Origin of the sequence: Pseudomonas sp. BGI-2 (genome assembly GCF_004310295.1) — a bacterium.
Taxonomy (GTDB): domain Bacteria; phylum Pseudomonadota; class Gammaproteobacteria; order Pseudomonadales; family Pseudomonadaceae; genus Aquipseudomonas.
Genome location: NZ_SISB01000011.1, coordinates 14,223 through 39,265, shown reverse-complemented (window position 1 = coordinate 39,265; position 25,043 = coordinate 14,223). Strand labels below are relative to the sequence as shown.

20 protein-coding genes and 4 pseudogenes are annotated in these 25,043 nt (G+C 58.8%); 11 read left to right on the top strand and 13 right to left on the bottom strand.

Annotated features, from left to right (window positions below; all coding sequences use genetic code 11):
- The first annotated feature begins 108 nt into the window (after positions 1-108).
- Positions 109-414 carry a hypothetical protein gene (locus tag EYC95_RS09745; RefSeq protein WP_131060160.1) on the top strand — a complete coding sequence of 102 codons (306 nt, stop codon included), beginning with the start codon at positions 109-111 and terminating at the stop codon, positions 412-414.
- Here the strand turns inward: EYC95_RS09745 and cynR are convergent.
- Positions 400-1,296, bottom strand: coding sequence for a transcriptional regulator CynR (cynR, locus tag EYC95_RS09740; RefSeq protein WP_131060159.1), 897 nt, complete (start codon positions 1,294-1,296; stop codon positions 400-402). The two genes, EYC95_RS09745 and cynR, sit on opposite strands and share 15 nt — an antisense overlap.
- A gap of 122 nt (positions 1,297-1,418) precedes the next feature.
- Between cynR and cynS the strand changes: the two genes are divergently transcribed.
- Both cynS and EYC95_RS09730 read left to right on the top strand, forming a co-directional pair.
- Entirely contained in the window at positions 1,419-1,886 is a 468-nt protein-coding gene (cynS, locus tag EYC95_RS09735) for a cyanase (protein WP_131060158.1), read from the top strand.
- A 77-nt stretch (positions 1,887-1,963) separates the two neighbouring features.
- Entirely contained in the window at positions 1,964-2,623 is a 660-nt protein-coding gene (locus EYC95_RS09730; protein ID WP_131060157.1) for a carbonic anhydrase, read from the top strand.
- A 12-nt stretch (positions 2,624-2,635) separates the two neighbouring features.
- On the opposite strand, the gene EYC95_RS09725 is transcribed toward EYC95_RS09730, so the two are convergent.
- The 5 genes from EYC95_RS09725 to glsB form a co-directional block, all read right to left on the bottom strand.
- Complete coding sequence (locus EYC95_RS09725) at positions 2,636-4,699, bottom strand: pyridoxamine 5'-phosphate oxidase family protein (protein WP_131060156.1); 2,064 nt, start codon at positions 4,697-4,699, stop codon at positions 2,636-2,638.
- A 117-nt stretch (positions 4,700-4,816) separates the two neighbouring features.
- Complete coding sequence (locus tag EYC95_RS09720) at positions 4,817-5,440, bottom strand: DJ-1/PfpI family protein (protein ID WP_131060155.1); 624 nt, start codon at positions 5,438-5,440, stop codon at positions 4,817-4,819.
- 151 nt (positions 5,441-5,591) lie between these two features.
- Positions 5,592-5,939 (bottom strand): BON domain-containing protein, encoded by a 348-nt coding sequence (locus EYC95_RS09715; RefSeq protein WP_131060154.1) that lies wholly within the window; start codon positions 5,937-5,939, stop codon positions 5,592-5,594.
- A 75-nt stretch (positions 5,940-6,014) separates the two neighbouring features.
- On the bottom strand, positions 6,015-7,517 hold the full coding sequence (locus EYC95_RS09710; RefSeq protein ID WP_131060153.1) for an aldehyde dehydrogenase family protein: 1,503 nt from the start codon (positions 7,515-7,517) through the stop codon (positions 6,015-6,017).
- Positions 7,518-7,601: 84 nt separating this feature from the next.
- A complete protein-coding gene (glsB, locus tag EYC95_RS09705) occupies positions 7,602-8,510 on the bottom strand; it encodes a glutaminase B (protein WP_010459549.1) in 909 nt (302 codons plus the stop codon).
- Between the two features lie 664 nt (positions 8,511-9,174).
- Between glsB and EYC95_RS09690 the strand changes: the two genes are divergently transcribed.
- Genes EYC95_RS09690 through EYC95_RS09675 form a run of 4 tightly spaced genes read left to right on the top strand, consistent with a single transcriptional unit; the run spans position 9,175 to position 11,376 of the window.
- A complete protein-coding gene (locus EYC95_RS09690; RefSeq protein WP_131060151.1) occupies positions 9,175-9,393 on the top strand; it encodes a hypothetical protein in 219 nt (72 codons plus the stop codon).
- 55 nt (positions 9,394-9,448) lie between these two features.
- Positions 9,449-9,964, top strand: a complete 516-nt coding sequence (locus tag EYC95_RS09685) for a DoxX family protein (RefSeq protein ID WP_131060150.1) — start codon at positions 9,449-9,451, stop codon at positions 9,962-9,964.
- Positions 9,965-10,017: 53 nt separating this feature from the next.
- Complete coding sequence (locus tag EYC95_RS09680) at positions 10,018-10,641, top strand: glutathione S-transferase family protein (RefSeq protein ID WP_131060149.1); 624 nt, start codon at positions 10,018-10,020, stop codon at positions 10,639-10,641.
- Between the two features lie 36 nt (positions 10,642-10,677).
- Complete coding sequence (locus EYC95_RS09675) at positions 10,678-11,376, top strand: dienelactone hydrolase family protein (protein ID WP_131060148.1); 699 nt, start codon at positions 10,678-10,680, stop codon at positions 11,374-11,376.
- 92 nt (positions 11,377-11,468) lie between these two features.
- Here EYC95_RS09675 and EYC95_RS09670 read toward each other — a convergent pair.
- From EYC95_RS09670 to EYC95_RS09660, 3 genes and pseudogenes are all read right to left on the bottom strand, one after another.
- A pseudogene (locus EYC95_RS09670) lies at positions 11,469-12,408 on the bottom strand (nitrilase-related carbon-nitrogen hydrolase); the annotation flags it as partial.
- A gap of 104 nt (positions 12,409-12,512) precedes the next feature.
- A pseudogene (locus EYC95_RS09665) lies at positions 12,513-13,374 on the bottom strand (GlxA family transcriptional regulator).
- A gap of 167 nt (positions 13,375-13,541) precedes the next feature.
- Complete coding sequence (locus EYC95_RS09660; RefSeq protein WP_131060147.1) at positions 13,542-15,134, bottom strand: triacylglycerol lipase; 1,593 nt, start codon at positions 15,132-15,134, stop codon at positions 13,542-13,544.
- Positions 15,135-15,987: 853 nt separating this feature from the next.
- Here EYC95_RS09660 and EYC95_RS09655 point away from each other — a divergent pair.
- Positions 15,988-19,488: a hypothetical protein gene (locus tag EYC95_RS09655; RefSeq protein ID WP_131060146.1), complete on the top strand. Its 3,501-nt coding sequence runs from the start codon at positions 15,988-15,990 to the stop codon at positions 19,486-19,488.
- Positions 19,489-19,539: 51 nt separating this feature from the next.
- Here the strand turns inward: EYC95_RS09655 and EYC95_RS09650 are convergent.
- A pseudogene (locus tag EYC95_RS09650) lies at positions 19,540-20,048 on the bottom strand (cell wall hydrolase).
- 165 nt (positions 20,049-20,213) lie between these two features.
- Between EYC95_RS09650 and EYC95_RS09645 the strand changes: the two are divergent.
- Positions 20,214-21,065 (top strand): CAP domain-containing protein, encoded by an 852-nt coding sequence (locus EYC95_RS09645; protein WP_131060145.1) that lies wholly within the window; start codon positions 20,214-20,216, stop codon positions 21,063-21,065.
- Positions 21,066-21,096: 31 nt separating this feature from the next.
- On the opposite strand, the gene EYC95_RS09640 is transcribed toward EYC95_RS09645, so the two are convergent.
- Both EYC95_RS09640 and EYC95_RS09635 read right to left on the bottom strand, forming a co-directional pair.
- Positions 21,097-21,333, bottom strand: coding sequence for a hypothetical protein (locus tag EYC95_RS09640; RefSeq protein WP_131060144.1), 237 nt, complete (start codon positions 21,331-21,333; stop codon positions 21,097-21,099).
- A gap of 38 nt (positions 21,334-21,371) precedes the next feature.
- Positions 21,372-21,638: a hypothetical protein gene (locus tag EYC95_RS09635; RefSeq protein WP_131060143.1), complete on the bottom strand. Its 267-nt coding sequence runs from the start codon at positions 21,636-21,638 to the stop codon at positions 21,372-21,374.
- 66 nt (positions 21,639-21,704) lie between these two features.
- On the opposite strand from EYC95_RS09635, the pseudogene EYC95_RS09630 reads away from it, so the two are divergent.
- A pseudogene (locus EYC95_RS09630) lies at positions 21,705-23,467 on the top strand (L-lactate permease).
- Positions 23,468-23,526: 59 nt separating this feature from the next.
- On the opposite strand, the gene EYC95_RS09625 reads toward EYC95_RS09630, so the two are convergent.
- A complete protein-coding gene (locus EYC95_RS09625; RefSeq protein WP_131060142.1) occupies positions 23,527-24,405 on the bottom strand; it encodes a LysR substrate-binding domain-containing protein in 879 nt (292 codons plus the stop codon).
- 102 nt (positions 24,406-24,507) lie between these two features.
- Between EYC95_RS09625 and EYC95_RS09620 the strand changes: the two genes are divergently transcribed.
- Entirely contained in the window at positions 24,508-24,921 is a 414-nt protein-coding gene (locus tag EYC95_RS09620) for an ester cyclase (RefSeq protein ID WP_131060141.1), read from the top strand.
- The last annotated feature ends 122 nt before the right edge of the window (positions 24,922-25,043 follow it).

Below are 25,043 nucleotides of genomic sequence, written 5' to 3'. Positions count from 1 at the left end.
AAAAGGCCCCGCTCGTAATATCGAGCGGGGCCTTTTTTTGTTTGTCTCGTGCGCAGCAAATACAGCTATCGTTAAGCGTATTCGCTGTTGTGCCCTTGGAGACTTGCGATGAAAAATACTCTGACATTTCTGCTGTTGCTGGCGACCGCAACGCTTGCTCACGCAAACAAGATCGAAGGTGTTCCCTCATTTGATGTGGAATGCCCCGGGAAAATCATCATTCACGCGGATCAGGACGGACCGGTGTTGATCAACAACGTAGAAGCCGAAACCAAAGCCATGATCAAAGCGCGCAGCTTCGAAGCCAAGGGTTCGGGCGTCACGATTTCGATCGTTCTCGCCGATGACGACTCGGTGACCGTGAGCTCCACGGGCAAGGCCCCCAATGGCGTCTGCCAATCACTGGACGACTGACTCCGTCGCCCCCGCGCCCAACACCAGATTCATGAACGCCACAGACGCCGCGCTGTGATAGTTGTTCTTGCGCCGAAGCAGCGCCGCCCCGCGCGTAGGCGCTTCCCCCAGCAACGGAATTTTGTGCAGTGCCCGATCCTGAGTGGCGATGGGCTCCGGAAGGATGGTGGCGATGGCCGTGTGCCGAATAACCTCCAGCAACGTGCTCACCGAGTTGACCTCAATCACCACCTTCGGCGTGATCAGCTCCTGAGCAAAATATTCATTGATACGGGTGCGGGTGACGAAGTCCGCGGCCAACAGCGCAAAATCCAGTTGCGCCACCTCTTCAGCGGACAGCGCGACTTGGCGTTCATATAACGGATGATCCCGCCCCACCATCACCCCCAAGGTTTCGGTAAACGCCGGGATCGACTCGATGTCGGCATTTCTGACCTGGGTAAACGCGATGGCGATGTCCAGCGAGTCATCCACCAGCCCCGCCTCGATGTCATCCATCGACAACTCGAAAATCTGCAGATGGATGTTGGGAAACCGCGCCACGTAATCGCGCACCAACGGCCCCACCAGATACGCCATGAACGTCGGCGTCATGGCCAGGCGCAAGGTGCCGCGCGACAAGTCCTTCACGTCATGCAGCGCCCGCTTGCCGGCTTCCAGTTCCACCAATACTCGACGTGCGCACTCGATGTAGGCCTCGCCTGCATCCGTTGGTTTGACCGTGCGCGAAGTTCGGTCGAACAGGCTCACGCCCAAGGTTTCTTCCAACTGGCGGATTTGCTGGGACAGGGTCGGTTGTGAAACGTGCAACGCCTCGGCGGCGCGCGTGAAGCCGCCGTGGTCGGCAACCGCCAGCAGATAACGCAGATGTCGCAGCAGCATGGGGCACACCATCTATAGGCAGGACTTATGCACAGCATTGTATATCGGTCTTGGACGCTATGGATCAATCGGCAGAAAATTGCTTCACACCCAAGCAACACATCGCCGACAGGAGAAACACCATGCAACAGTCCCACGCTTACAACGACCCAAGTCTGGCCCTGACCACCTCGATCCTCGACGCCAAGGCCCGCAAAAATCTGTCCTGGCAGGACCTGACCGAAGGCACCGGCCTCGGTCTGGCCTACGTCACCGCCGCCCTGCTCGGCCAGCACCCGCTGCCGGAATCCGCCGCCAAAGTGATCGGCGAGAGACTGGAGCTGGACGCCGACGCCGTGGCCCGCCTGCAAATCATCCCGCTGCGCGGCAGCCTCTCGGGTGTGCCAACCGACCCGACCATCTACCGTTTCTACGAAATGATCCAGATCTACGGCACTACCTTGAAAGCCCTGGTTCATGAGCAGTTTGGCGACGGCATCATCAGCGCGATCAACTTCAAACTCGACATGAAAAAGGTCGAAGATCCGGAAGGCGGCCACCGCGCTGTGATCACCCTTGATGGCAAGTTCCTGCCACTGCGTCCTTTCTAACCGATCTGAACACACGCAAGCCCCCTCGCCACAGGACAGCTGCTACAGACATCTGAATCATTTACGAGGACATCACCATGAAAGCGCTCATCGAAGGTTTTTTGAAGTTCCAGAAAGAAGCGTTCCCGCAACGCACCGACCTGTTCAAACACCTGGCCACCACCCAGCATCCCGGCACGTTGTTCATCACCTGTTCCGATAGCCGTGTCGTGCCCGAACTGCTGACCCAGCAAGAACCCGGTGAATTGTTTGTGATCCGCAACGCCGGCAACATCGTGCCCTCCTACAGTCCGCACCCGGGCGGGGTCTCGGCCACTGTCGAATACGCGGTCGCGGTACTGGGCGTGACGGACATTGTGATCTGCGGCCACTCGGATTGCGGCGCCATGACCGCCGTCGCCAAGTGCAAATGCATGGATCACCTGCCGGCCGTCAGCGGATGGCTGCAACACGCCGAATCGGCCAAGGTCATCAACGAATCGCGGCCTCATGCCGATGACGCGGCGAAGGTGAGTTCGATGGTCCGCGAGAACGTCATCGCGCAACTGGCCAACATCCAGACGCATCCGAGCGTGCGCCTGGCCCAGGAAAAAGGTCAGCTGAACCTGCATGGCTGGGTCTACGACATTGAGACCGGTTCGATCGACGCCCTGGAAGCCAGCAGCCGCAGCTTTGTGTCACTGGCCGAGCACCCGACTACCTGCGCCGTGTATGGCAAAGCCGTCGACGCCGCTTGATGGGTGGCCGCCCTAGATCTCTAACACCAGGGGCTCATCACCCTTGGCTGGCACCGCGCAGCAAATCAGTACTTCCCCTGGCGCCGGCAGCTCGGCGGGCATGTTCAGATAATGCACCTGTCCGCTGAGCAGCCGGGTGCGGCACGTCCCGCACGAGCCGCCACGGCAACTGAAGTCCGGATTCAAGCCACGGCTTTCAGCCAGTTCCAGCAAACTCCCGCCACCCGGCTCCCAACGAGCCTCCTTGGCCGACGCTGAAAACACCACTTTCACCGAACTGTCCGCTGCCGGCACTTGTGCCGGAGCCGGGCTCAGTTGGTCCCGCAGACGGACCAGCGTGGAAGGACCGAACGTCTCCGCATGAATGCGCTCGTCGCCGATGCGCAAGGCCCGCAAACTGTCATAGATCCCTTGAGTAAAAGCACCGGGCCCGCACAGGTAGAAATCGTAATCGTCCAACGGCAGCAACGCCTTGAGCAACTCGATGTCGACCCGCCCGGCCACCTCGAAATCCTCACCTTCACGGGCATGGTCCTCGGGTTGGCTAAGCAGGCGCAGCGCGCGCACCGATTCCTTGGCACGGGTGGCCAGTTCGTATAACTCATCGCGAAACCCAAGCTCGGCGAGGCTGCGGGCACTTTGAATAAACCAGGTCGGCCGAGTGCGGCGGATGCGTTCGCCTTCGTAGATCACCTCGCGCAGCATCGACAACAAGGGCGTCACGCCGACGCCCGCGGCCAGCAACACCAGCGGCCGACGCTCATCGGCTTTCACCGTGAACCGGCCCTGTGGCGCGCGGGCTTCGATCAGATCGCCCTCGCGGACACGCTCGTGCAGATGCGACGAAATCAGCCCGTCACGCTTGACGCTGATACGAAAGAAACTGTCCGACGGTGCGCTCGACAGACTGTAAGTGCGCACCAAAGGCGCCTGCCCCTCGGCCAGGCAAAAGCGCACGGGTAAATGCTGCCCGGCCTCAAAGCGCGGCAGGCCGGCGTCGTCGGTCGGCTCCAGGTAAAACGAACGGATGCTGGTGCTTTCCTCGACGATGCGGGCTACACGCAACAATCGCCATTGATCGCGCAAGGCATCGGCCTGCAATCGACCCTCGGCCTGCTGCCAACTGCCGGTCATCAGGCTGTTGGGGGAGAATCCTTCAAATTGCCAGCGCAGCGACAGCACGCCGGCGCGGCGCACGACGTGCTCCACCGTCATTCGCCAAAGCCGTTCTGCACCCTGGAACGCCGCTATTTCAGGGCCTTCGAGGATAATCTCGGTGCGCCCCGCGACTTGCAGTACATCACCCGATTCGAAATCGACAAACAGCAGCCCCACCCGTGGATTGAGCAGCAGATTGCCCAAGGTATTGAAGTGCAGATTGCCGGCGAAATCGGGGATCGTCAGCACGTTGCCCTCGACCCGCACGAAACCGGCATTGCCGCCACGATGCGAGACATCCACCGAGCGCTTTTTCGAGTCGCCATCGAGGTCTACATAGCTGGTAAGGAAAAAGGTGTCGGCGTTGCCAATGGTCGCCCGGGCGGCCTCGTCGAGTTCATCGAAACGCTCGACGCCCACCGCAGATGAAGCGCGGCCCACCGATCCAGGGTCGACGGCACGCAGTTGAATGTATTGCGGGCAGTTGCCAAAGGCGTGCTCGACGGCAACGGCAAAACCGCCTTGGGTGGCGGTGCTGATGCGGCCATTCATTCGGTTGCGACGGCGGGTTTTCAGATCGATACCGAGCAGCCCCACCGAGGCACCCGCCTTGAGCGCGGGCCTGACGGGATCGCCCTCGGCGGGCAGGCGTTCGAGTTGCAACTGGTGGGGATCAGGCGAATGCGCAAATCCGGGCGGCCCTTCAATCAGGGTCGCCCACGGCACGCCTTGCTCATCGACGGCACCCACCAGCAAATACGGCAGTTGCGCGTAGAACAGCTGATGCTGCTCGGGCAGATAATCGCGCACCACCTTGCGCCCGAAGACTTCCATGCGTTCGGCCACACCGACGCTTTCCTGCAACTGCCGCTCGCCCGCGTGCCAGGGTGACGCGACCTGCTCTTGCGACTGATTCATGACGACCTCTACGCCTTCGTAAACAGGTGTCTTTCGCGCTCAGGCGTTGAAGCGTAGTTCGCCGTGTCGGACTAGCGAGGTTCGTCGGATGTACGGGGCAGATGAGGGCGCACAGGTCTAAGGCACTTGCGGCGTTTCATACCACTGGCGAGACGGTGTCGGAAAGCGCATTTTCTGGCGGATATTGCCTGCGTTCGCGGCGCTGCTCAGGTGTTCCAGCAGCACGAAGGCAACTTCCGTCGCAGTACCGGGGCCGCTCGAAGTGATGATGCGGCCATCGACCACCACAGGCCAGTCGACAAAGCGGGCGCCGGCTTCAACCAACTGGTTTTTGCGTTTGCCACCCACTTGGTGATAGGTCGTGGCGTCTTTGCCTTTCAGCACCCCTGCAACACCCAGACACACCGAAGATACGCAGACACTGGCGACGACTTTACCGGCCGCGACAAAGTGCCGGATGACCGCCAGAAACGGCTCACTCAAGGCTTCTTCATAAAAGCCCGACGGTTCAAATCCGCCGGGCAATGCCAAGGCATCGAAGCTGTCCAGATCCAGCTCACTCAACAAATGACCTGGATTAAGGGACAGCCTGAAGGTCGTCACGATCTGCGGCCGAAGTCCGGCATTGATCAATTCCACGGGTTGATCGCCAAGCAGATTGGCCCAACCGAGCACATCGGTAAAAGCCGCCATTTCCAGCGGCTCGACACCGTTGGCCAACAACATGAGGACGCGTTTCATTGGGTAAACCTCTCAGGGACCGGCAGATAGTCCGCTTTTGCTCCCCAAGAGAGAACACCCAAAAAACACAATCCATTGTTGCTTGAGCTGAAATGCCCGCGTCAAGGCGCTCCCGGTTAACGGGAGCGCTGCACTCACACGGTTGCCCTTGTCACTTGTCGTCTTTTGCTGACGTTGGTGGCCGACGCTCGGCTGTTTCTTCGGCGTTGGGTGCTGTGGGGACGCTGCCTGGCGTGAACACGTGAGTCAGCAGATCCCGGGCATCGATTTCGACGACACCCGGCACCGTGCGGGCCAGCGCAACAGCCTGCTCGCACTGTTTATGGGTGTTGACTCGACCGCTCAAAGTCACCGTAGAGCCAAGGGTTTTGACGTGGATCTGCAGGCCAAGGGTGGGTTTGGCCAATGCCAGGGCCGACTTCACCCTGGCGGTAATCCACGTGTCGTGCATGACCGCTTCCAGATCATGGGAGTAATGCTGAAAAGAATGAAGTTTCATGGCGCAGCCCTCACTCAAGACACAGACGCAAACACACCTTAATTATAGTGCGTTCGTCGCCTGTGCCCGGAATGCTCAGCGTTTGACCGACAGATCGGTCTGGGTCATGCGACTACGAACGGTAAACACCCCATCTCCCGACAGAATGGCGCTGCGGGCGAACAGGCGCCCGCTCTCCCAATTCGAAAGACCCAGCTCCGGCTTGTTCAGCGCGTACTGCCCATCGACCCAGCGGGTAATCCCGTCGCCCACAAACGGTGCGTTGACCGCGTTATAGAAACGTTCGTGCGCCGCCCCGTCTTCACTGATCAGCGACACGGTGAACTGCGGGCTGTAGCGATTGAACAAGGCGATGGCGCTGTCCAGGTCGTCGACGATGTTCAGGCTGACTTCCGGGGTTTCTTCCCATTCCCACTCGCGGCCCAACTGATCCTCGGGCAACGGTTCGGCCAGCGCCTCGGTCTGGTAGCCTTCGGCGCGATAAACCTCAACGCTGCCGGTTTGCCATTCAGTCGGCAACCACTGCTCACTGCCCTCAACGATATGCAATTTGCAACCCTGGCCCCGGGCGGTGCCGGCCTGTTGCAGTGCGTCGAGAAACAGCGGCACCAGTTCGGCTGCGCGGTCGCGCTGGATCAGGCAGACGTTCAAGGTGTTGCAGACCTTGCGGTCCAGCGAATTGCGCACCACGGCGGCGAAGCGCTGGGCGTCAGCGTCTTTGTCGGCAATCAGCCAGGCGCCACCAGTGCCGTGGAGGCTGACGGCGGTGCCGGCCTGTTGGGCAATGCTGCCCAGTTGGCTCACCGCACGGCCCGAACCACGGGCGACGGCCAGCGACAAACGCCGATCGGCGAACATCGCCCAGCCGGCGGCGTGATTGACGCTTTCCACCAGAGACACCGCGCCAGTCGGTAAGCCGGCGTCACTGAGTGCAGGGTTCAGTGCGTGAGTGACGATGGCCTGAGCGGTGCCCAACGCATCGCTGCCAATGCGCAGCACGGCGGTGTTGCCGGTGCGCAATACACCGGCGGCGTCGGCGAAGACATTCGGCCGGCCTTCGAACACGAACGCGACGATGCCCAGTGGCGACACCACTTGCTCGACTTTCCAACCGCCGTGCTCGACGCAACTGAGCACCTTGCCGCGAGTCGCCGCTGCATCGCGCCAGGCTCGCAGGCCAGCGATCATGTCGCGACGCATGCGTTCATCGGCCAGCAGTCGAGTGGTTGAACGCCCGCGGGCCTTGGCGCGCTCGATGTCGGCCAGGTTGGCGGCCTCGATCAAGGCCCAGCACTCAGGGTTTTCCAAACGCTGGGCAAAGAGATCGAAGAAGGCGCTGATCGCCTGGTCCGAGACGCTGGACAGCGCGGTGAACGCCGCTTCGGCGCGCTCGATGGCGACGGCCGCCGCTTGCTGGTCAGCCACCGGGATCAACAACAACTCGCCGCTGACCTGCTCCACCAGCAAATGGTCCCCGGGCTGAAAGCGCGCAGCCAGTTCGGGGCTGACGACAGTGACACGATTACCGGCAAAAGGGATCGGCGTGCCAGCGACTAGACGTTCGAGCGCAAGAGACATGAAGCGGTTTCACCATGCAGGGGGCGGCTGGAAAATGTATAGGAAAATCCAGGAAGCGTCATTAACCACGCTGGCCCGGACGCCTTAGAACACCGACCAGCCAATCCGCTGACTCAACAATTCCAGCGCCGCCATCCCGGCCAGGGAGTTGCCGGCGGCATTCAATTCCGGGGACCAGACGCACACCGTGAACTGCCCCGGCACCACTGCGACAATCCCCCCGCCGACGCCGCTCTTGCCCGGCAAACCAACGCGATAGGCAAAATTGCCGGCTTCGTCGTACAGCCCGCTGGTGGCCATGATCGAGTTGACCTGTTGGGTCTGGCGGGCGGTGAGGATCTGTTCGCCACTGTGTTTGCAGAACCCGTCGTTGGCCAGGAAGCAGAACGCCCGCGCCAGGTCCACGCAGTTCATGCGCACCGCGCAATGGCTGAAGTAGCTGCGCAGCACGGCCTCGACGTCGTTGTGAAAGTTGCCGAACGACTGCATCAGGTACGCCATGGCCGCGTTACGCGCGCGGTGCTGGTATTCGGATTCGGCGACCTTGCCGTCCACCATGACCTGCGGGTTGCCGGACAGCCGACGGACAAAATCGCGCATCGACAACGCGGGCGCGGCAAAGCGTGACTGGTTGATGTCGCAGATCACCAGGGCACCGGCGTTGATGAACGGATTGCGCGGGCGGCCGCGTTCGAACTCCAGTTGCACCAGCGAGTTGAACGGTTGACCGGAAGGTTCGTGACCGAGGCGCTCCCAGATCGCTTCGCCGGAATGATCGATGGCCTGCACCAGGCTGAACACCTTGGAAATGCTCTGCACCGAGAACGGCGTGTCGGCATCGCCTGCGCAATACAACTCGCCGTCGTTGCCATACACGGCGATGCCCAACTGATTGGCCGGCACCGTGCCGAGGGCAGGAATGTAGTCAGCCACCTTGCCCTGACCGATCAGCGGCCGGACGGCGTCAAGGATCTCGTTCAACAGCGCTTGCATGCCGGGTTCCGAAGTCTCGCCCCGTGGGATTGTGGGGACACGGAAGCTAGACGCTGTTGGTTGGTGCTGGATCACAGATTGCCGCCTCCCCCTCTCAAAAACACCACGAATCCCTTGTGGGAGCGGGCTTGCTCGCGAAAGCGGTGGATCAGACAGCATCGATGTCAACTGTGCCGGCCTCATCGCGAGCAGGCTCGCTCCTACAGTTGATCTGCGCAGGGCCCGGGATTTGTGCACGACACTGACCCTTGTGGGAGCGGGCTTGCTCGCGAAAGCGGTGGATCAGACACGTCAACATTGGCTGACACACCGCCTTCGCGAGCAAGCCCGCTCCCACAGTTGATCTGCGCAGGGCCCTGGATTTGTTCACGACACTGCCCCCTTTTGGGAGCGAGCCTGCTCGCGATGGCGTTGGGTCAGACAGCCTCGATGTCGACTGTGTCGGCCTCTTCGCGAGCAGGCTCGCTCCCACAGGGGGGATTGCATAGGCTCGAGTTTTTCGTGGTTGTGTATCGGAGTGTGTACAGACCCGCTTGCGACACACCCCGCCCATAAAACCCCGGGCAAAAGACACATCGCAGATACACCCGCTTGATGAACTGTGCCTGTCGATCGGCCAAGCCGATCAAAGCGCTCAACTCACTCAATGCTACGGAGTATCACCATGTTCAAGCTCTCGACTTCTTCCCTGACACTCGGCCTGATCATCGCAGGTAGCCTGGCCCTGTCGAACGTGGCTTCGGCCTCCGAATCCGAGGCGTTCAGCATGAAGCAACTGGCCCACGGCTACAGCCAGGTCCAGGCCGACACCGCGGAAAAACCGGCTGAAGGTAAATGTGGGGAAGGCAAGTGCGGCGAAGGCAAGTGCGGCGCCGGCGAGTAACCCTCTGCGCGGGGCAACGTTGCCCCGCCTCACTGTCTGAACGGAGATCAAGCCCATGAACACCTCACTCTCTTCGGCCGTGAAAGGCCTGCACCTGAACCTCGACCGTGCCGGTAGCTGGCTCGCGCCTTTGACGCTGCGGCTGTTCATTGCCTGGGAATTCTTCGAGTCGGGCCTGAAAAAATGGAATGGCGATAACTGGTTTGCCGACATTCAGGATGCCTTCCCGTTTCCGTTCAACCACGTGTCGGCCACGCTGAACTGGGAACTGTCGATGTGGGCCGAGCTGATTGGCGCCCTGGCCATCCTGGTAGGTCTCGGGACGCGGGTGTCGGCCATCATTCTGATCGTTGTCACCCTTGTCGCGACCGCCGCCGTTCACTGGCCGGCCGATTGGTCTACATTGAGTGAGCTTGCCCAGGGTTACTCCATCAGCAACAAAGGTCACGGCAACTTCAAACTGCCGCTGATCTACCTTGCAGCCCTAATGCCGTTGTTGCTCTGGGGTGCCGGCAAGCTCAGCCTGGATGCACTGTTGGCTCGCTTCGCCTGGCGTTGCAATAACCGTTGATACGCCAGAGTCTTCATCGCGTCCTCCACTTCCATAAGAACGGAGCAATCGCCATGAGCCTCACTCTCTACGGTTTTGACGGCAGTACGTATGTGCGCACAGTGAAGATGCTGCTTGCGGAAAAAGGTGCGGATTTCGACCAGTTGCAGGTCAATGTGATGAAAGGCGAACCGCGCCTGCCCGAACACCTGGCACGTCATCCGTTTGGCAAGGTACCGGTCATCGATCACGACGGTTTCCGGATTATCGAAACCGACGCAATCGTGGCGTATCTTGACGAAGTCCTGCCGGGGCCTTCGCTGACACCTGACAATGCCCACGACCGTGCTCGCACACACATGGTCATGGGAATTTACGACTCCTACGGCTACGGTGCGCTAGGCTCGGTGTTCGGCTATCACTTGTTCCCCGACTTTATCGGCGGGAAGAACGAAGAATCCCGTCGCAAAGGCATCGAGGCCTCGAAAATGGTCCTGCGTGAATTGATGAAAATCAAAGGTTCCGATCCATTCGTCGCCGGCCAGGATCCGAGCCTGGGTGACTTTTACCTGGCACCGGCCTGTGCTTACATGGCAATGACGCCGGATGCACCGCAGGTGTTTGCCGTCAACGGCTTCGATGACTGGTGGAAACGGATTCAGGCACTGCCCAGCTTTCAGGCCACACCACCGCAATAAGCTTCATCCCTCTCACTTGTGTAGACAGGAGCCACCATGAGCGTGACCACCCAATGGATCGAGATCGACAGCCCCGACGGTAAATTCGGCGCTTACCTGGCGATTCCGCATACCCGCAAAGGCCCGGGGATCGTGCTGATCCAGGAGATCTTCGGCGTGAATGAACACATTCGCTCGGTCGCGGAGCAATACGCCGCCGATGGTTACCTGGTGATCGCGCCGGACCTGTTCTGGCGCAACGGCCAGCGCATCGAATTGACCTACGACGAAGCCGGCTGGAAACGCGCCGTCGAGTTGATGAACGCCACGGACATCGACAAGGCGCAGGCCGACATCAAACTGGCCATCGAAGCGCTCGATGCGCAGCCAGGCCTGGACGGAGGGATCGCTTCCATCGGTTATTGCTTTGGCGGCCTGCTGTCCTACCTCACCGCCGCCAACGGGCTGGTAGAAGTGGCCGTTGCCTACTACGGCGGCGGGATCCAGAACCACCTGGACCGCGCCGACGAAATCGAAGTGCCGCTGCTGATGCACTTCGGTGAACAGGACAGCCACATTTCACTGGAAGCCGTGGAGAAAATCGCCGAGCGTTTCGAGAACAACGATAACGTGGAAATTGTCGTGTACCCGGAGGCCGAACATGGCTTCAACTGCTCCCATCGCGACAGCTACAACCAGCGTGCAGCCGCTGAAGCCCACGGCAATACGTTGATCTTTTTGGGTCAGGAACTGTAAAGACAAGACGTGAAAAAAGGGGACCTCCATCGCTTGTTGGAGGTCCCTTTTTTTGTCTGCGCCTGTGATGGCCCCTTCGTCGGAATGCCGCCCAGCTTCGGCTGATCGTTGCGTTCGTGAACATGCCGATGCGGTGTACGGTCGATGTTGAGGCTCAGTATTTCCGGACGGCTCTAGTGACCGCGGCCGTCCATCTGACGCTTGCGGATTTCGATCTGGAACAGGTCAATGTCAGCGATCACTTCGCCCTCGCCTTCGGTCAGTGCACCGACGACTTCACCTTGAGGATCGATGATCGCGGTGTAGCAACCGCCGGAGATCGGGCCGATCTCGCAACCGGTGTCGGCCATGATTTGCGCCTGCTGTTCCGGGTACAACCACGCCATCGAGTTCACCGCGAAACAAGCCGATTCCAGGGCATGCATGCGGATGCTGACTTCCATCTGGCGTGTGAACAGCTGGCCTGCGAACGAGCCCGGGTAAATCAAGGCGTGAATCTGTTTGCCGTCTTCGATCAAGGCGTAACGCACCAGCGGGTTGTAATGTTTCCAGCAGGCCAGTTGGCCGATGCGCCCGACCGCGCTGTCGGTGGCGCGCAGGCCGGAGCCATCACCCATGCCCCAGATCATGCGTTCGTGATAAGTCGGCGAAATCTTGCGACGCGCCTGAATCAGGGAGCCGTCAGCATCGAACAGCAACTGCGTGTTGTAGAGGGTGCTGCCATCACGCTCGTTGACGCCGATGGACACCACCATGTTGGCGTCTTTGGCTGCCTTGCCGATGGCATCGGTAGTCGCAGACGGAACAACCACGGCTTGTTCCAGCAATTTGTAGTGCTCGGAACCCATTTTGAACGGGCTCTGCACAAAGGAGAAATACGGGTAATACGGCACGTATGGTTTCAGGGAAAACGGCGAACCGCACGCCCTTCTCGCCAAGTTCACGAATCTTGTTAACGACCTTTTCTACCGTGCCTTCACGGCTGTAGAGAACAGGAGCAATCTGGACGGCGGCGGCTTTGACAATGGTCATGGCGGTGATCTCACTGAGGGAATGGGCTTCAACGAGATCAAGATTGCGACAACAGTATTTTGTCTCAAATGCCGAATACGCCACCTTTTAGGACATGACAGACATCAAGCGCGATTGGCGCGATGGATCACTTGCGGCGGCTGTCCGAAGGCACGGATAAACGCCCGGCGCATACGCTCGCGATCACCAAAACCGGTGTCGGTGGCCACCACATCGATAGAGTGCCGACCGGTTTCCATCATCAATCGAGCAGCCTCCACCCGCAGGTTTTCGATGGCTTTGGCCGGGGATTGGCCGGTTTCGGCATGGAACACACGACTGAACTGCCGTGGGCTGAGACTGGCTGCGCCGGCCAGTTCTTCTACCGACAGCACTGATTTGAGGTGCTGCTTGGCGTAGGTCAACTCGGCCTGAATGCGATCGGTCTTGGGCTCAAGTTCAAGCATCACCGAAAACTGCGACTGCCCTCCCGACCGTCGGTGATACACCACCAGTTGCCGAGCCACCTCTGCACCCCAGATCCTTTTCCACCAGCGCCAGATCGACGCAAGCGCTCATGCCGGCCGCGGTCCAGATGTTGCCGTCATTGATGAAGAAGCGATCCTCTTCCACCAACACCTTTGGATACGCCCGCCGCAAGGCTGGTGCATGACACCAATGAGTCGTCGCTCGCCGACCATCCAGCAAACCGGCCTCAGCCAGCGCAATCGCGCCGGTGCAGATCGAACCCAGGCGTCGGGTGGTCAGGCTGGCGTTGCGCAAAAATGCCACCATGCCTGGTGATGTCGGTCGGATCAGGTTGTCGCCCATCACCAGCAGCGCGTCGAAGGTGCGCTGATCGAATGCGCTGGTTTCCACGCCGAATCCGGCAGAGGCCTGCACCGAACCGCCGTGTTCGGACAGTAAGGCGATGCTGTGCACCGGCTCGTCGAAGGTCGTGTTGGCCAACTCGAAGGTGGCGCACATGGCGAGGCCGAGTACCTGGAAGCCTGGGTAGACGATGAGTCCGAGTGGTGCATGGCGACAGCCCTTATGGCCTTAAAGGTGGTGTGCCGACTTTTCAGCCAGCTGACCTGCACTGTACGGCCGTCGCCTTGCACCGTGTAAAAACCGTCGATGACCTCCTCAGGGCATCAATCCCATGGCCGGACCTTCAACCGTAGAAGCCCCTTGATCCCGGGCGCTCGGGGTTGATCAAACGGCAGATCAATTTCGATAGAGTCTTGGCCTGTTATATGGACCGTTCGAGTGATTGTGCTGTGTGGGTCTTCCATCCAGGCAAGGCTGACGTTCCAGTCACCGTCCGCGTTTTCGGGTGGCGTCAACCTGACGATGGCCGTCCCTCGAAAAAGATCCGTGCCTTCATAGTGAGCATCGGGCCAGAAGCGATGATTGATGATGTAGTCCGGTACTTTGGCGGCGAACGTCATCACATATGAAAGTGCCTTGTCCTTATCAACCTTGCCGCGTTTGGAGAGAAATACGCTCGACAAGTAGACCGTTCGTTTGGCGGTATCAGGGCGTGTAAGTTCTTCATGTGAGCGACAAGCCGGCGAGTCTTCGATCGATTGTCGCCGCGTGAGAAACCAGCGCTTGCCTTTGGGCGCGGCACGAAATTCGAATTGGTAGCCGGCTTCAAATTCCGCACCGTCATCCACTTTTTCCTGAATGACTTCTGGCAAGGAAACACTCTCGACTATCAGGCTGATGTCGACCCGCACATCACCAAAGAGGAAACGCACCAGGTTCTGATAAGCCTCCTCGGAGTTAACGATGCCGAAATAGCCGGAGTGCGAGCGATAGGCATAGGCCGTGGCCACCTGGACCGGTTTGAGCTTGTCATCCAGGCCCCACAGGGACGCGTTATCGATTCGCACCAAGCCGTCGGAACCGTTGCCAACAAATGCCCGAACGATACCTTGCCCCGCCTCGTAATCACCGCGATTGGTACCGACCATGCAGAAGATCCGCTCCGGTTTCAATGCACTGGCGGGTATCAGATCCACCCTCCCCTTAAACTCGGGAGAAATATCCTGAAGATTGAGATACCTCGCCATGATGTCCCGGTTGAACGTGTTCTTCTGGTCATCCGTCAGCCAACTGGGGACGTTCAAGCCAAGCACATCGATGCCATTGTGCGGCGTGGCAAAGGTGAACAGCTTGTCGACCGTTCTGCGTGCCTTTTCGAATTCCTGGTCGGTGCTTTGAAGGAATGCCCGGGCCACAAGACCGCCCATGGAATGGGCCACCAGATAACATTTAAACTTTTCCGGAGCCATGACCGAGCCATCAGCCTCGCGATACTGGCACACGAGGGTTTTGATTTTGTTGATCAAGGCGTTCAGCCGCCTGGCATATTCTTCAATATTTCGGGATCTGCCATCCCCTTGATAACTCGATCCGTCGTCGTAATACCGCAGTATCACGATCGAGCGCGGAGGGATGCCGGGGATTGGATTACCCTTGTCATCCAGGGGCGGCTCCCACCCTTCATCCATGATGTCCATTCCATTCTGGTAGACATGCTGGTACTGGTATTCAGTCGTCAGACGTACCAAGGGCGATTCAAAAACGAACTTCTCAGGTCGCTGGGCTTTATCGGCAGTGGCTCGATACAACGTTGAACCGACGTTGAAACCACAGAACGGATCCGCCGCGGTTTCATTTCGTTCGTCGACCGTCATCGCGTAACCACGGATATAAATGATGGGATAACTGTTTGACATATTCGCACGCCTCTTTCGGAGTGGCAGGACGGTGCGTTGACGCAAGTTGGCTAGTTCAACTCGGCACCGAGTGTATTCATGGCGTTACCGCTAAACTTCAATAGCACGCTACAGAGATTTTATAAATGACCACATTCATACTTCGATCATGCTGGTGATAATAGGAGCGTGTCGAATTTTGCCATAGAACATTTCGAAATCAGCCTGCCAGTGATATTTCGATTTGTCATTACCGCTCGCCGCCTGGATCCAAATCAAACTTGTGCCTTCATAACCAGGACATTTATTTAACAAGCACTTGCACCGCTCTCCATGTATCACCCAACATAACATTTCTATAACAACCGGATGATTGGCAACCGCCAGACATGGATCCAATAAGTGTCACTCAAGACCCAAGCGCCAACTTAAATTTGTAACCCATTACTCATTGATACCGCATTGTTGACCCAAGCTACGAGAAGGCCCGCAGGACAAGGCGCGAGTCTCAAGACCGGCACCGGCAACGCTGCCCGACAAAACTGCACCCCACTAAACTATCAAACTAGCGACCGTGCTCATATTATTTCATCACCCAACTACAGCCCTGTGCTGATCACACAATAAATTGCAACCCTCTTCCCGTCTTTAACCAGTCACTCACTTCAGGCGACGCATCAACTCAATACGCATTCAACACAAAACATAAAGCCTTCGTTTAATACCTGACAACTTCCCACGTCACAATTCACATCCGATAGAGCAGCCAGAACCGAAAACCTCAACGCGCTGACTATTTTTTGTCTGCCACCCGTTTTTTTAATCAGGTCTATACATTAAAAGTAACAACCGACCGAACTCCGAGGGAAAGGCCATGGATAACAACAAGGATTCGGGGACTAACCTGGCGTTCTGGCTACCAGGCAGCGCAGTTATCCTCAGTTTGGTCGTATCGACGTTTGCATTGACCCGTGAACCGTTCCTGGAACCACGGCCCCTCGGTGCGCAGTTTCAAGCGCAATTGCCCATTGAGGCACGGTTGTGGCAGGACCCGTTCGATGCGCTGGAGCGTTATCGCAAGAAGCTGAAAGTTAGCGACAGTGCGGATGCCAAGCAGTTGTGCACGCCGGGGGTTTCCTTGCCGCCCGGCACATCCACTGCTCCGGACATCATGGTTTCGCTGGTGGAAGGCGGCCCTTACGCTGACGAAGTCGAGCGGCGGCGCCGTACGCGTTATGCCCTGCTTGCCGGGTTCAAGAACTCGCACAGGGTGCCGGATCAGGAGCAGTACATCCATTGTCTGAAACTCAAGGCCGACCTGTCGGTGGATCCCTCGACCACCGAGAGGTTTCTGGACGTACCCTACGAAATCTTTGTCTCCAATCCGCTCGATCCACCTGCAGATCTGGATGGAAGTCCGAAGCCAGCGAACCAGACCGTTGTGTTCTGGGTGAAACAAGACGCGCTGGGTTCACAGCCGCTGCAGCAACTGGAAAAGCTGCGCCGAAGCCTGGTGTGCAAGACAGCCTTGAACAGTTACCCTCTGGCCTGCGCCGGTGTGGCCGACCATCACACCATCCTCAAAGTCATCGGCCCCGCTACCTCGACCATCCTGCGTGGCATGTATCAGGATGAAGCCAACGCCCAGGCAACCGCCAATGTCGAGATCTACTCACCCTTGGCCACCGCCGACAACATAACGCTCAAAAACAGCATCAAATTTCCGACGCCACCATTACCCAACAAACTGCCCATGAAGCTGCTGCGCACCGTCAGCGACGACGGCACCATGACGCAGTTGATCCTGGAGGAAATGAAACTGCGCAATGTAAATCCGGCCGCCGGGTTGCGTTGCAGCAAAGACAACTTGCAGCGATTCAAATCCAGGTGCGTGGAAGAAAGCTCGCCGCAGCCGTCTGACCGTATCGCGTTGATTTCCGAGTGGGACAGTTTTTACAGCCGGGCACTGATCGAAAGTTTCAAGGGGTGGGTTGCTGGCGAAGCCGGCCTGACTGACAAAGATGATAAGGCCGCCGTCGACCAGTGGGTTTTGCGCTTCAGCTATCTGCGAGGCCTGGATGGACGCCTCCCGGAGGAATCCGCGAGCAGTGATAAAACAGCCAGCACCGATGCCAGCAAAAACACCAAAGACGCGAACAAATTTGACCTCAGCCCATTGGAGAAAGCCGACGGAAATTCCCAGCTGGATTACCTGCGACGCCTCGCCGACCACATTGCACGCGAGGACGCGGCGTATCGGCGCAACGGCGAAAGCGGCATCGGTGCCATCGCCATACTGGGCGTCGATGCCTACGACAAACTGCTGGTGTTGCAGGCACTCAAGAGCCGTATGCCGTACAAGTTGTACTTTTCCACCGACCTCGATGCACGCATGCTGCAGCGAGGCCAGGCAGAAACCACCCGCAACCTGATCCTGGCGGCGCCTTATGGACTGACACTGACACGCGCCCTGCAACAAGATGTGCCGCCGTTTCGCGACAGCCTGCAAAGCTCGGTGTTTGTCTCTGTGCTGGCGGCATTGGCGCCACAATCCTTCGACGCCAAGCGAGCGAAATTCGACTACTCAAAATCGGACCTGCTTTCGCCTGGCGTCTATGAAGTTGGCATCAGCGGTTTTATCCCGCTGGCGAACCCACTGACCCTTGACCGCCCCACGAGTTGCGAGGCACCAACACTCCTGTCCAAGTCGGATCAGAGCATACGTGCGCACGACCTTATGTCACTGCGCTGCCTTCAGGATCCATCGCCTCCGCCCTATCCAGTGGCCTCCCAGTCAGTGCGCGAACGATTCAAGCACGCTCAAGCGGTCTTCTGGGCCGGACCACTGATCGTCATGCTTCTTTTAATCGCCGGATTCATTGTCTGGCGGTGGATCTCGGGACCGAAAATCGAGCCCGACGCCAAGCTGGACTGGGTGCGCGGTGTGCCCATGACGCTGTATATGGTCGCGGCAGCCTGTGCATTTATCGCCACTCGCTTCTGGCATGCGGAGTTTCTCTGGTTCACGTTCGTGCTGATCCTGCTGGGTATCATTTCATCGAACCTGACCCGCCGCTCCGAGCAGTCGGCTCAGAGCAAGGACTCGACTGCCACGCCTGGCAGTGGTTTTTACGACTCTTCGGCGTGGTACATCGTTGTCCCCCTCGTCGGTTTTATCCTTGCGTTGATGCTGGCGTATCAGATGCGTAGCACATTGACCGGCGACGGGCTGGGTGAACCGATGTTCCTGTTTGAAGGCATCAGTGCCTGGCCAACCGTGGCGCTGCGCGTGGCCGCCGTACTGATTTCCCTCTCGGCACTGGCTTGGGGCTGGCGCAACCTGCGCGTCAACAGGGCCGAGATCGAAAAGAACTACCATTTACTGCATTACATGCGTCGATATCGAATGGGTTTGTGCGGGCAGGTTCTACGTTTTATTCGCAAAGGCAGGCGCTGGAACTTGCGCCGCTGGTGCAACGAACTGGGGCATTGCCTGCTACTGATTTTTTTCCCGCTGATGAGCGCCAATGACAAATGGTCGAAGACCTGCAAATCCCCGCTGGCCACCTGCGGGGATGGGCGGCAAATGATTTCCATCGCGCGTTTCTGGGGTGAGCACTGCATTTGCGGTTCGTTCGGGGCTCGAATGCTGCGGGCCCTTCTCGCCACGTGGATTTTCGTCGTGGTCACCAGTGTGCTGTTTGTGATTTGGCCAATGGAGCGAATTCCCGTACGCGGCGAATCGATGGTGTGGATGCTCAGTTGGCTGGTTCCTACCCTGGCTTTTCAGGTGCTGGTGTTCTGGGTCGTGGATGCCAATCTGCTGCTGACGCGATTCATTCGGCACCTCAGCGAGCATCATGCAATCTGGCCCAAATCGTTGCAGCAGGAACACCGGAAGATCTTCGGGGTACTCAAGCATTCCTGCATTGACGAATGGGTGGATATGCAGCTGATCGCCAAACGGACCTCGGCGGTCAGCCGCCTGATCTATGCGCCGACGGTGGTCATGTTGATCCTGTTGGCGTCTCGCAGCAGTTTGTTCGATAACTGGCCGACACCGCCCAGTATCGTCATCACCTTCCTGCTGACCGCGCTGATATTGCTCGCCTCCGCGCTGTCGTTGCGTCGGGCGGCGGAAAAGGCACGCACCGTTGCATTGCGTCGTCTGGATACCTATTTGCTGGAAACGCCAAAAGCTCGAGATCCCGTTCGCTACGAAAAATTCCAGATGATCCGCGACCGCATCGCGACGCTCAATACCGGTTCGTTTTCACGCTACTCCGAAGAGCCTTTGGTCAGAGCGCTGTTGCTCTCACTGACCGGCATAGGGGGGGCGGCACTGGTCGATGCGTTGAACTACGCGAAGTTCTAGCTGCACGTCATGGGCGCCCCGTTGAGCGCCCATGATCTTTTTAACTACTTCCTACTTCGCCGACCCATCATGCGGCTTGTAAAATCGAAACATCCCGGTTTCAGCCGTTTTGGTGTACTCCCTGGACCAGTCCGGTTTCACCGTGCGGTCATGGAAATACATCGCGCCACGGGTGATATCCGGTAGCTGTTTGTTTAGCGCCTTGCGCGCGATTTCCTTGGCCTGGGCATATTGGGTTTCTTCCTGGACCGTGTCCGGGCGCCCGTCGCACCACCACGAAAACTGGCAGCTCCTGGTTTCGGTACCTTGCTTGACCACCGCGCACACCGTGTCGGGAAAACCGGCGTGGCCAAGGCGATTCATCACCACGCTGGCGACCGCTTGCATGTCGGTGGTGTTCTTGCCTTTGGCTTCCCATCGCCACCCTTCTCCGCGGCTTTGTGCTCAAGCACCTGGGCCTTGTCTTCGGCTACTTCTTTTTTTTGCTGCTGGTCGTCGGCGATGGCCTGACCGGCGAGAAGGGTAATGGCGAGAAACGTAACTGACCATTTGAGGAACATGATGGAGACACTCTGTATGGCGTCGAGGGAAGCGCCCATTGGCGACTTGGCTTCAGTGTAGTAGCCAAATCATTTCATCAGGCGTGCAACAATCTGCAAAAAGGCATTGCGCGGCATGGGGTGAAATCGCGCATCATGGACGCACTCAGTTCAAGGAGGATTTCCATGCGCGTTCCGTCATCCGTTTTGCATGTTGCCGCGTTGTCATTGGGTCTGGTGTTCACCGCCACCGCGATGGCCACCGAAGAGACGCAGCTGGTCGAATCGATCAACGTTTACCGCAGCCAGTCGCAACGCTGCGCTGGCCAGGCGTCACCGGAATTGCCACCGCTGACGAGCGATGCGCGTCTGGTTTTATCGCCCAGCGGGCCCGTCGATTTGCAGCAGGCCATGGCCCGGGCGTCGTACCCGATTGTCAACGTGCAGGCGATCACCTTGTCCGGGCCGCGTGATGCGCAGTCCGCCATAACGGCCATCAAGGAGAGCTTCTGCCAGGTGGTGTTGAATCCGCAGTTCATCGACGTCGGTGTCAGCCACGAGGGACGCGATTGGCGCATTGTGCTCGCGCGACCGCTATTGACTGCGCGCCTGGGTGACGCCGCGGCGGAAGGCCAGAAGCTCCTCGAAATGCTCAACACCGCCCGCGCGCAACCTCGTCAGTGCGGTGGTCAACCGTTTGCCGCGACCACACCGCTGGCCTGGAACGCCACACTGGCGGCCGCGGCAGAAGCGCATACCCGGTCCATGGCCAACAACAACTTCTTCGACCACAAGGACCGCGACGGCCGCACTCCGGGCGATCGCGCCGAGCTGGCGGGTTACAACTATCAGGAGGTCGGCGAGAACATCGCCGCCGGGCAAGACACACCGCGCAAGGTCGTCGATGGCTGGCTGGCCAGCGCCGGGCATTGCGCCAACCTGATGAACCCGAAATTCCGCGAACTGGGCGCTGCCTATGCGGTTGATCCAAAGAGTGACGCCGGGATTTACTGGACAGCCATGTTCGGCACGCCGTAAGGGCGATGGACAGAGCGGTGATTCACCGCTCTTACAACGTATGTTGGCTGTCGCCGATTTTTTTGGCTTTTTCGATTGCCCACTCCAAAGCCGCCTCCATGTCCAACAGATGCGGGGACGGGTGATTGTCCTCCTCAATGACCGAGCCATCCGGCCGGTAGACACCGATGAACATCTTCAGAGAGCCGTCTTTTAATATCTCGGCTTTCACCTCGATCCTGCATCCGTTGGAAAGCGTTTCCTTGTATTCCTCATGGCGTTCAGTCATTGCTGCATTCCTCTCGTCGGTGATAGCCGAGTAACGGGTTAACCGGGAATAACCCCCTTCTGTGCAAGCCGTTTCAACGCGTTGATCATGATCCCCTCATTGTTGACGACTTCGGTAAAACCCGCACGCCGAATCTTGTTCATGTCGCTAATCATGTCGAGGGCCAGCACACCCGATTGAAATTGAATCCTGGCACCTGTAGCACCTGCCCTGTGGCGAGGGTGGGTGTCGGGATGGGTGATTACCCAGATTTTGCGGCGCTGATCGCCCGCGACGAACCTCCCGGGACAGCGGCGTAATGCCACCTATACTCCATCCCACCAACCCCGCCCGGGGCCTGCACTACCAACAATAAAAAGCAGAGGTGGAACATGGTCTGGCAGCAAATCTACGACCCCTTCGGTAACCCGGTGCTTTCAACCATCATGGCGGCGGTGCCCGTGGTGGTGATGCTGGCATCCCTGGCGTTCTTTCATATCAAGGCGCATCTGGCGGCCTTGCTGGCCCTTGGCTCAGCGCTATTGATCGCAATCTTTGCCTTCGGCATGCCCGCGAACATGGCCGGCTCGGCGGCACTCTACGGCGCCGCCAACGGCCTGCTGCCGATTGGCTGGATTGTGCTCAACATCATCTTCCTGCATCGGCTGACCACCGAGAACGGCTCGTTCAAAGTGCCGCAGGATTCCCTGGCGCGCATCACTGACGATCGACGCCTGCAACTGCTGCTGATTGCCTTCTGCTTCGGCGCTTTCTTCGAAGGGGCTGCCGGGTTCGGCACGCCGGTGGCGGTGACCGGGGCGATTCTGATCGGGTTGGGCTTCTCGCCGCTGGCCGCCTCCGGCCTGGCATTGATTGCCAACACCGCGCCCGTGGCATTCGGTGCGCTGGGCACGCCCATCATCACGCTGGCCAAAGTTACCGGGCTGGATGAAATGGAGCTGTCGATGATGGTCGGCCGGCAACTGCCGTTCTTCTCGGTGATCGTCCCGTTCTGGTTGATCTGGGCCTTTGCCGGCTGGCGCAAGATGCTGGAAATCTGGCCGGCCATCCTGGTCGCCGGGGTCAGTTTCGCCGTGCCGCAATTCCTGGTGTCCAACTACCACGGGCCGATGCTGGTGGACGTGATCGCCGCGCTGATCTCCATGGCGTGCCTGACCGGTTTCCTCAAGGTCTGGAAACCGGCCACGATACACACCTCGGCCGCCCTGTCCGGACGCGTCGACAACTCGAAAATCGAAGAGGAGCATCAACATAAACCCGAAGCCAGTGCGACCTTTGCCAGCGATGCCAAACCGGCCGTAATGCGCGCGTGGATGCCGTGGATCATCCTCACGGTCTTCGTCTTCGCCTGGGGCACCCAAGGCTTCAAAAACATGTTCGACACCCGCCCGGCAATCGATCCGCAAACCAACTCGGCCAAGCTCGATCCACAGGGCAAACCGATGCGCGAAGCCAACCCGATCTTCGCCCCGGTCGTGACCTTCACCACCATTCACCAGCAGATCGAGAAGGTGCCCCCCGTGGTGCCTGCGGTTAAAACCGAAGAGGCGGTGTACAAATTCACCTGGTTGACCAGCACCGGTAGCGGCATCTTGCTGGCGGCGATTCTTGGCGGACTGCTGATGGGATATTCCATCCCGCAACTGATCCACCAATACCTGCGAACGCTGTGGGTGGTGCGTTACTCACTCATCACCATCGTGGCCATGCTCGCGCTCGGCTTCCTCACTCGCTACTCGGGCCTCGACGCCACCATGGGCCTGGCCTTCGCCGCGACAGGCATCTTCTACCCCATGTTCGGCACCCTCCTCGGCTGGCTCGGCGTAGCCTTGACCGGCTCCGACACGGCTTCCAACGTACTGTTCGGCGGCTTGCACGGGTGACCGCCGAACAATTGGGGATCAGCCCGGTGTTGATGGCCGCGGCCAACAGTTCCGGCGGGGTCATGGGCAAAATGGTCGACGCCCAGTCGATCGTGGTCGCCTCCACGGCAACTCGCTGGTACGGGCATGAAGGGGAGATTCTGCGTTACGTGTTCTTCCACTCAATAGTGCTGGCGATTCTGGTCGGTGGGTTGGTCACGTTGCAGGCGTATGTCGCGCCGTTCAGTAGCATGGTGGTGGGCGGACACTAGACGTCAATCGGTCCATAACCCGGGCGAACCGCCCGGGTTTATGGCTTGCAACGCGCGGATCAAGTCAGACGCCCCCCCGACATCAACCCTTCCGTCAGCAACGACACCAACGGCTGCACAAGATGTTGAGTACGAACATCATCCCCAACCACCGCCACCTCTGTGCTGGGTAACGTCGGTAACTTCTCCGACGGTTCCAGTATCCGCATCCCTTCCTGCAAAAACGACGTCCCCAACGCTGTAATCCCCAACCCACCGGCAACGGCCGCTTGAACGCCCATCAAATTGCTGGCCAGGCACGCTGATGCCCATTCCCGCCCGACGGTGGCCAACGCCTCGATCATGATTGCCCGGTATGCACAGGGTGGCCGCATCATTACCAGGCGCACAGGTTTGGCCGATTCGATTTGGTAATCCTTCGCGGCAATCCACACCAACGGCTCGCGCCAGATGACTCGACCTCGCGTTGTGCCGGAACTGAATTTTCGCTTGGAAATGACCACGTCGAGTAACCCGGTTTCGTAGTCGGTGAGCAGGTCGTCGCTCAGTCCCGTGGTCAGTTCCAGTTGAATGTCGGGATACAACTGGGTGAAGCGCGACAGCAGCTTGGGCAGCTGGGTCGGTACGAGGTTTTCCGAGATCCCCAGGCGCAGCAGATTGACGGTGGCCGGCGCCTTGATATCCCGCATGAAGGACTCGAAATGCACCATCATCCGGCGCGCGCCCACCAGCAGGCGCTCGCCGTCCGGGGTCAGCGTCAGCGCGCGGCTAGTGCGTTCGAAGACACGAAAACCAAGCACCTCTTCCAGCCGGATGATCTTCTGGCTCACCGCCGATTGCGACCGCGCGATCACTTCGGCAGCAGCCGTAAAACTGCCGGTCTCCGCCACCGCGATAAACGCCCGTAGCAGGTCGATCTCAAGGTCGCTGGCTTGCATGATGAATTCGCTTTTCAACTGGATGCCATTAAATTTATGCGTTTGTATTCTAGATAGCAAATGCCGAACATCGTACTCAACCTGAATACGAGGAGTTCCAAAATGGCAGTCAATAAAGCAGTAGAGATTGTTGAAAGTTTCTGGCGCGAAGTTTGGCAGGCAAAAGACCCGCACGCCGCCGCTCGCTTCGTCGCCGAGGACTTTGTTATTAACTCCGGAGGCATCGATATCGTCGGTCGCGAAGCCTTCATTCAATGGATCGGCGTCTTTCTGTCAAAAATTGAAGACTTTGAATTTGGCAGTATCGAGACGTTTCAGAATGCCGAAGGCACTCGTGTCGCCTCTCGCTGGAAACTGGCCGGAAAGAACCAGGGATTTATTGGTGGCCGCACATGCAATAGCCCGTTTGAAATGCTCGGCACTGCGGTCTGGGAAGTTTGCCCGGATGGCCTGCTGGCGCACAACTGGGTAGAGCGTAATTCGCTGGAAGTTCATCGCGACTTGATCGGACTCTGAGCACTCGAGTTGAACTGCAACATGAAACCGACATTTTTTTTCATATTGCTTCTGCAGATCCTGACACCCCCACACGGCGCGCGACCACCTGAAGTCGTGATGGATGTCAGGAGCCTTTTGCA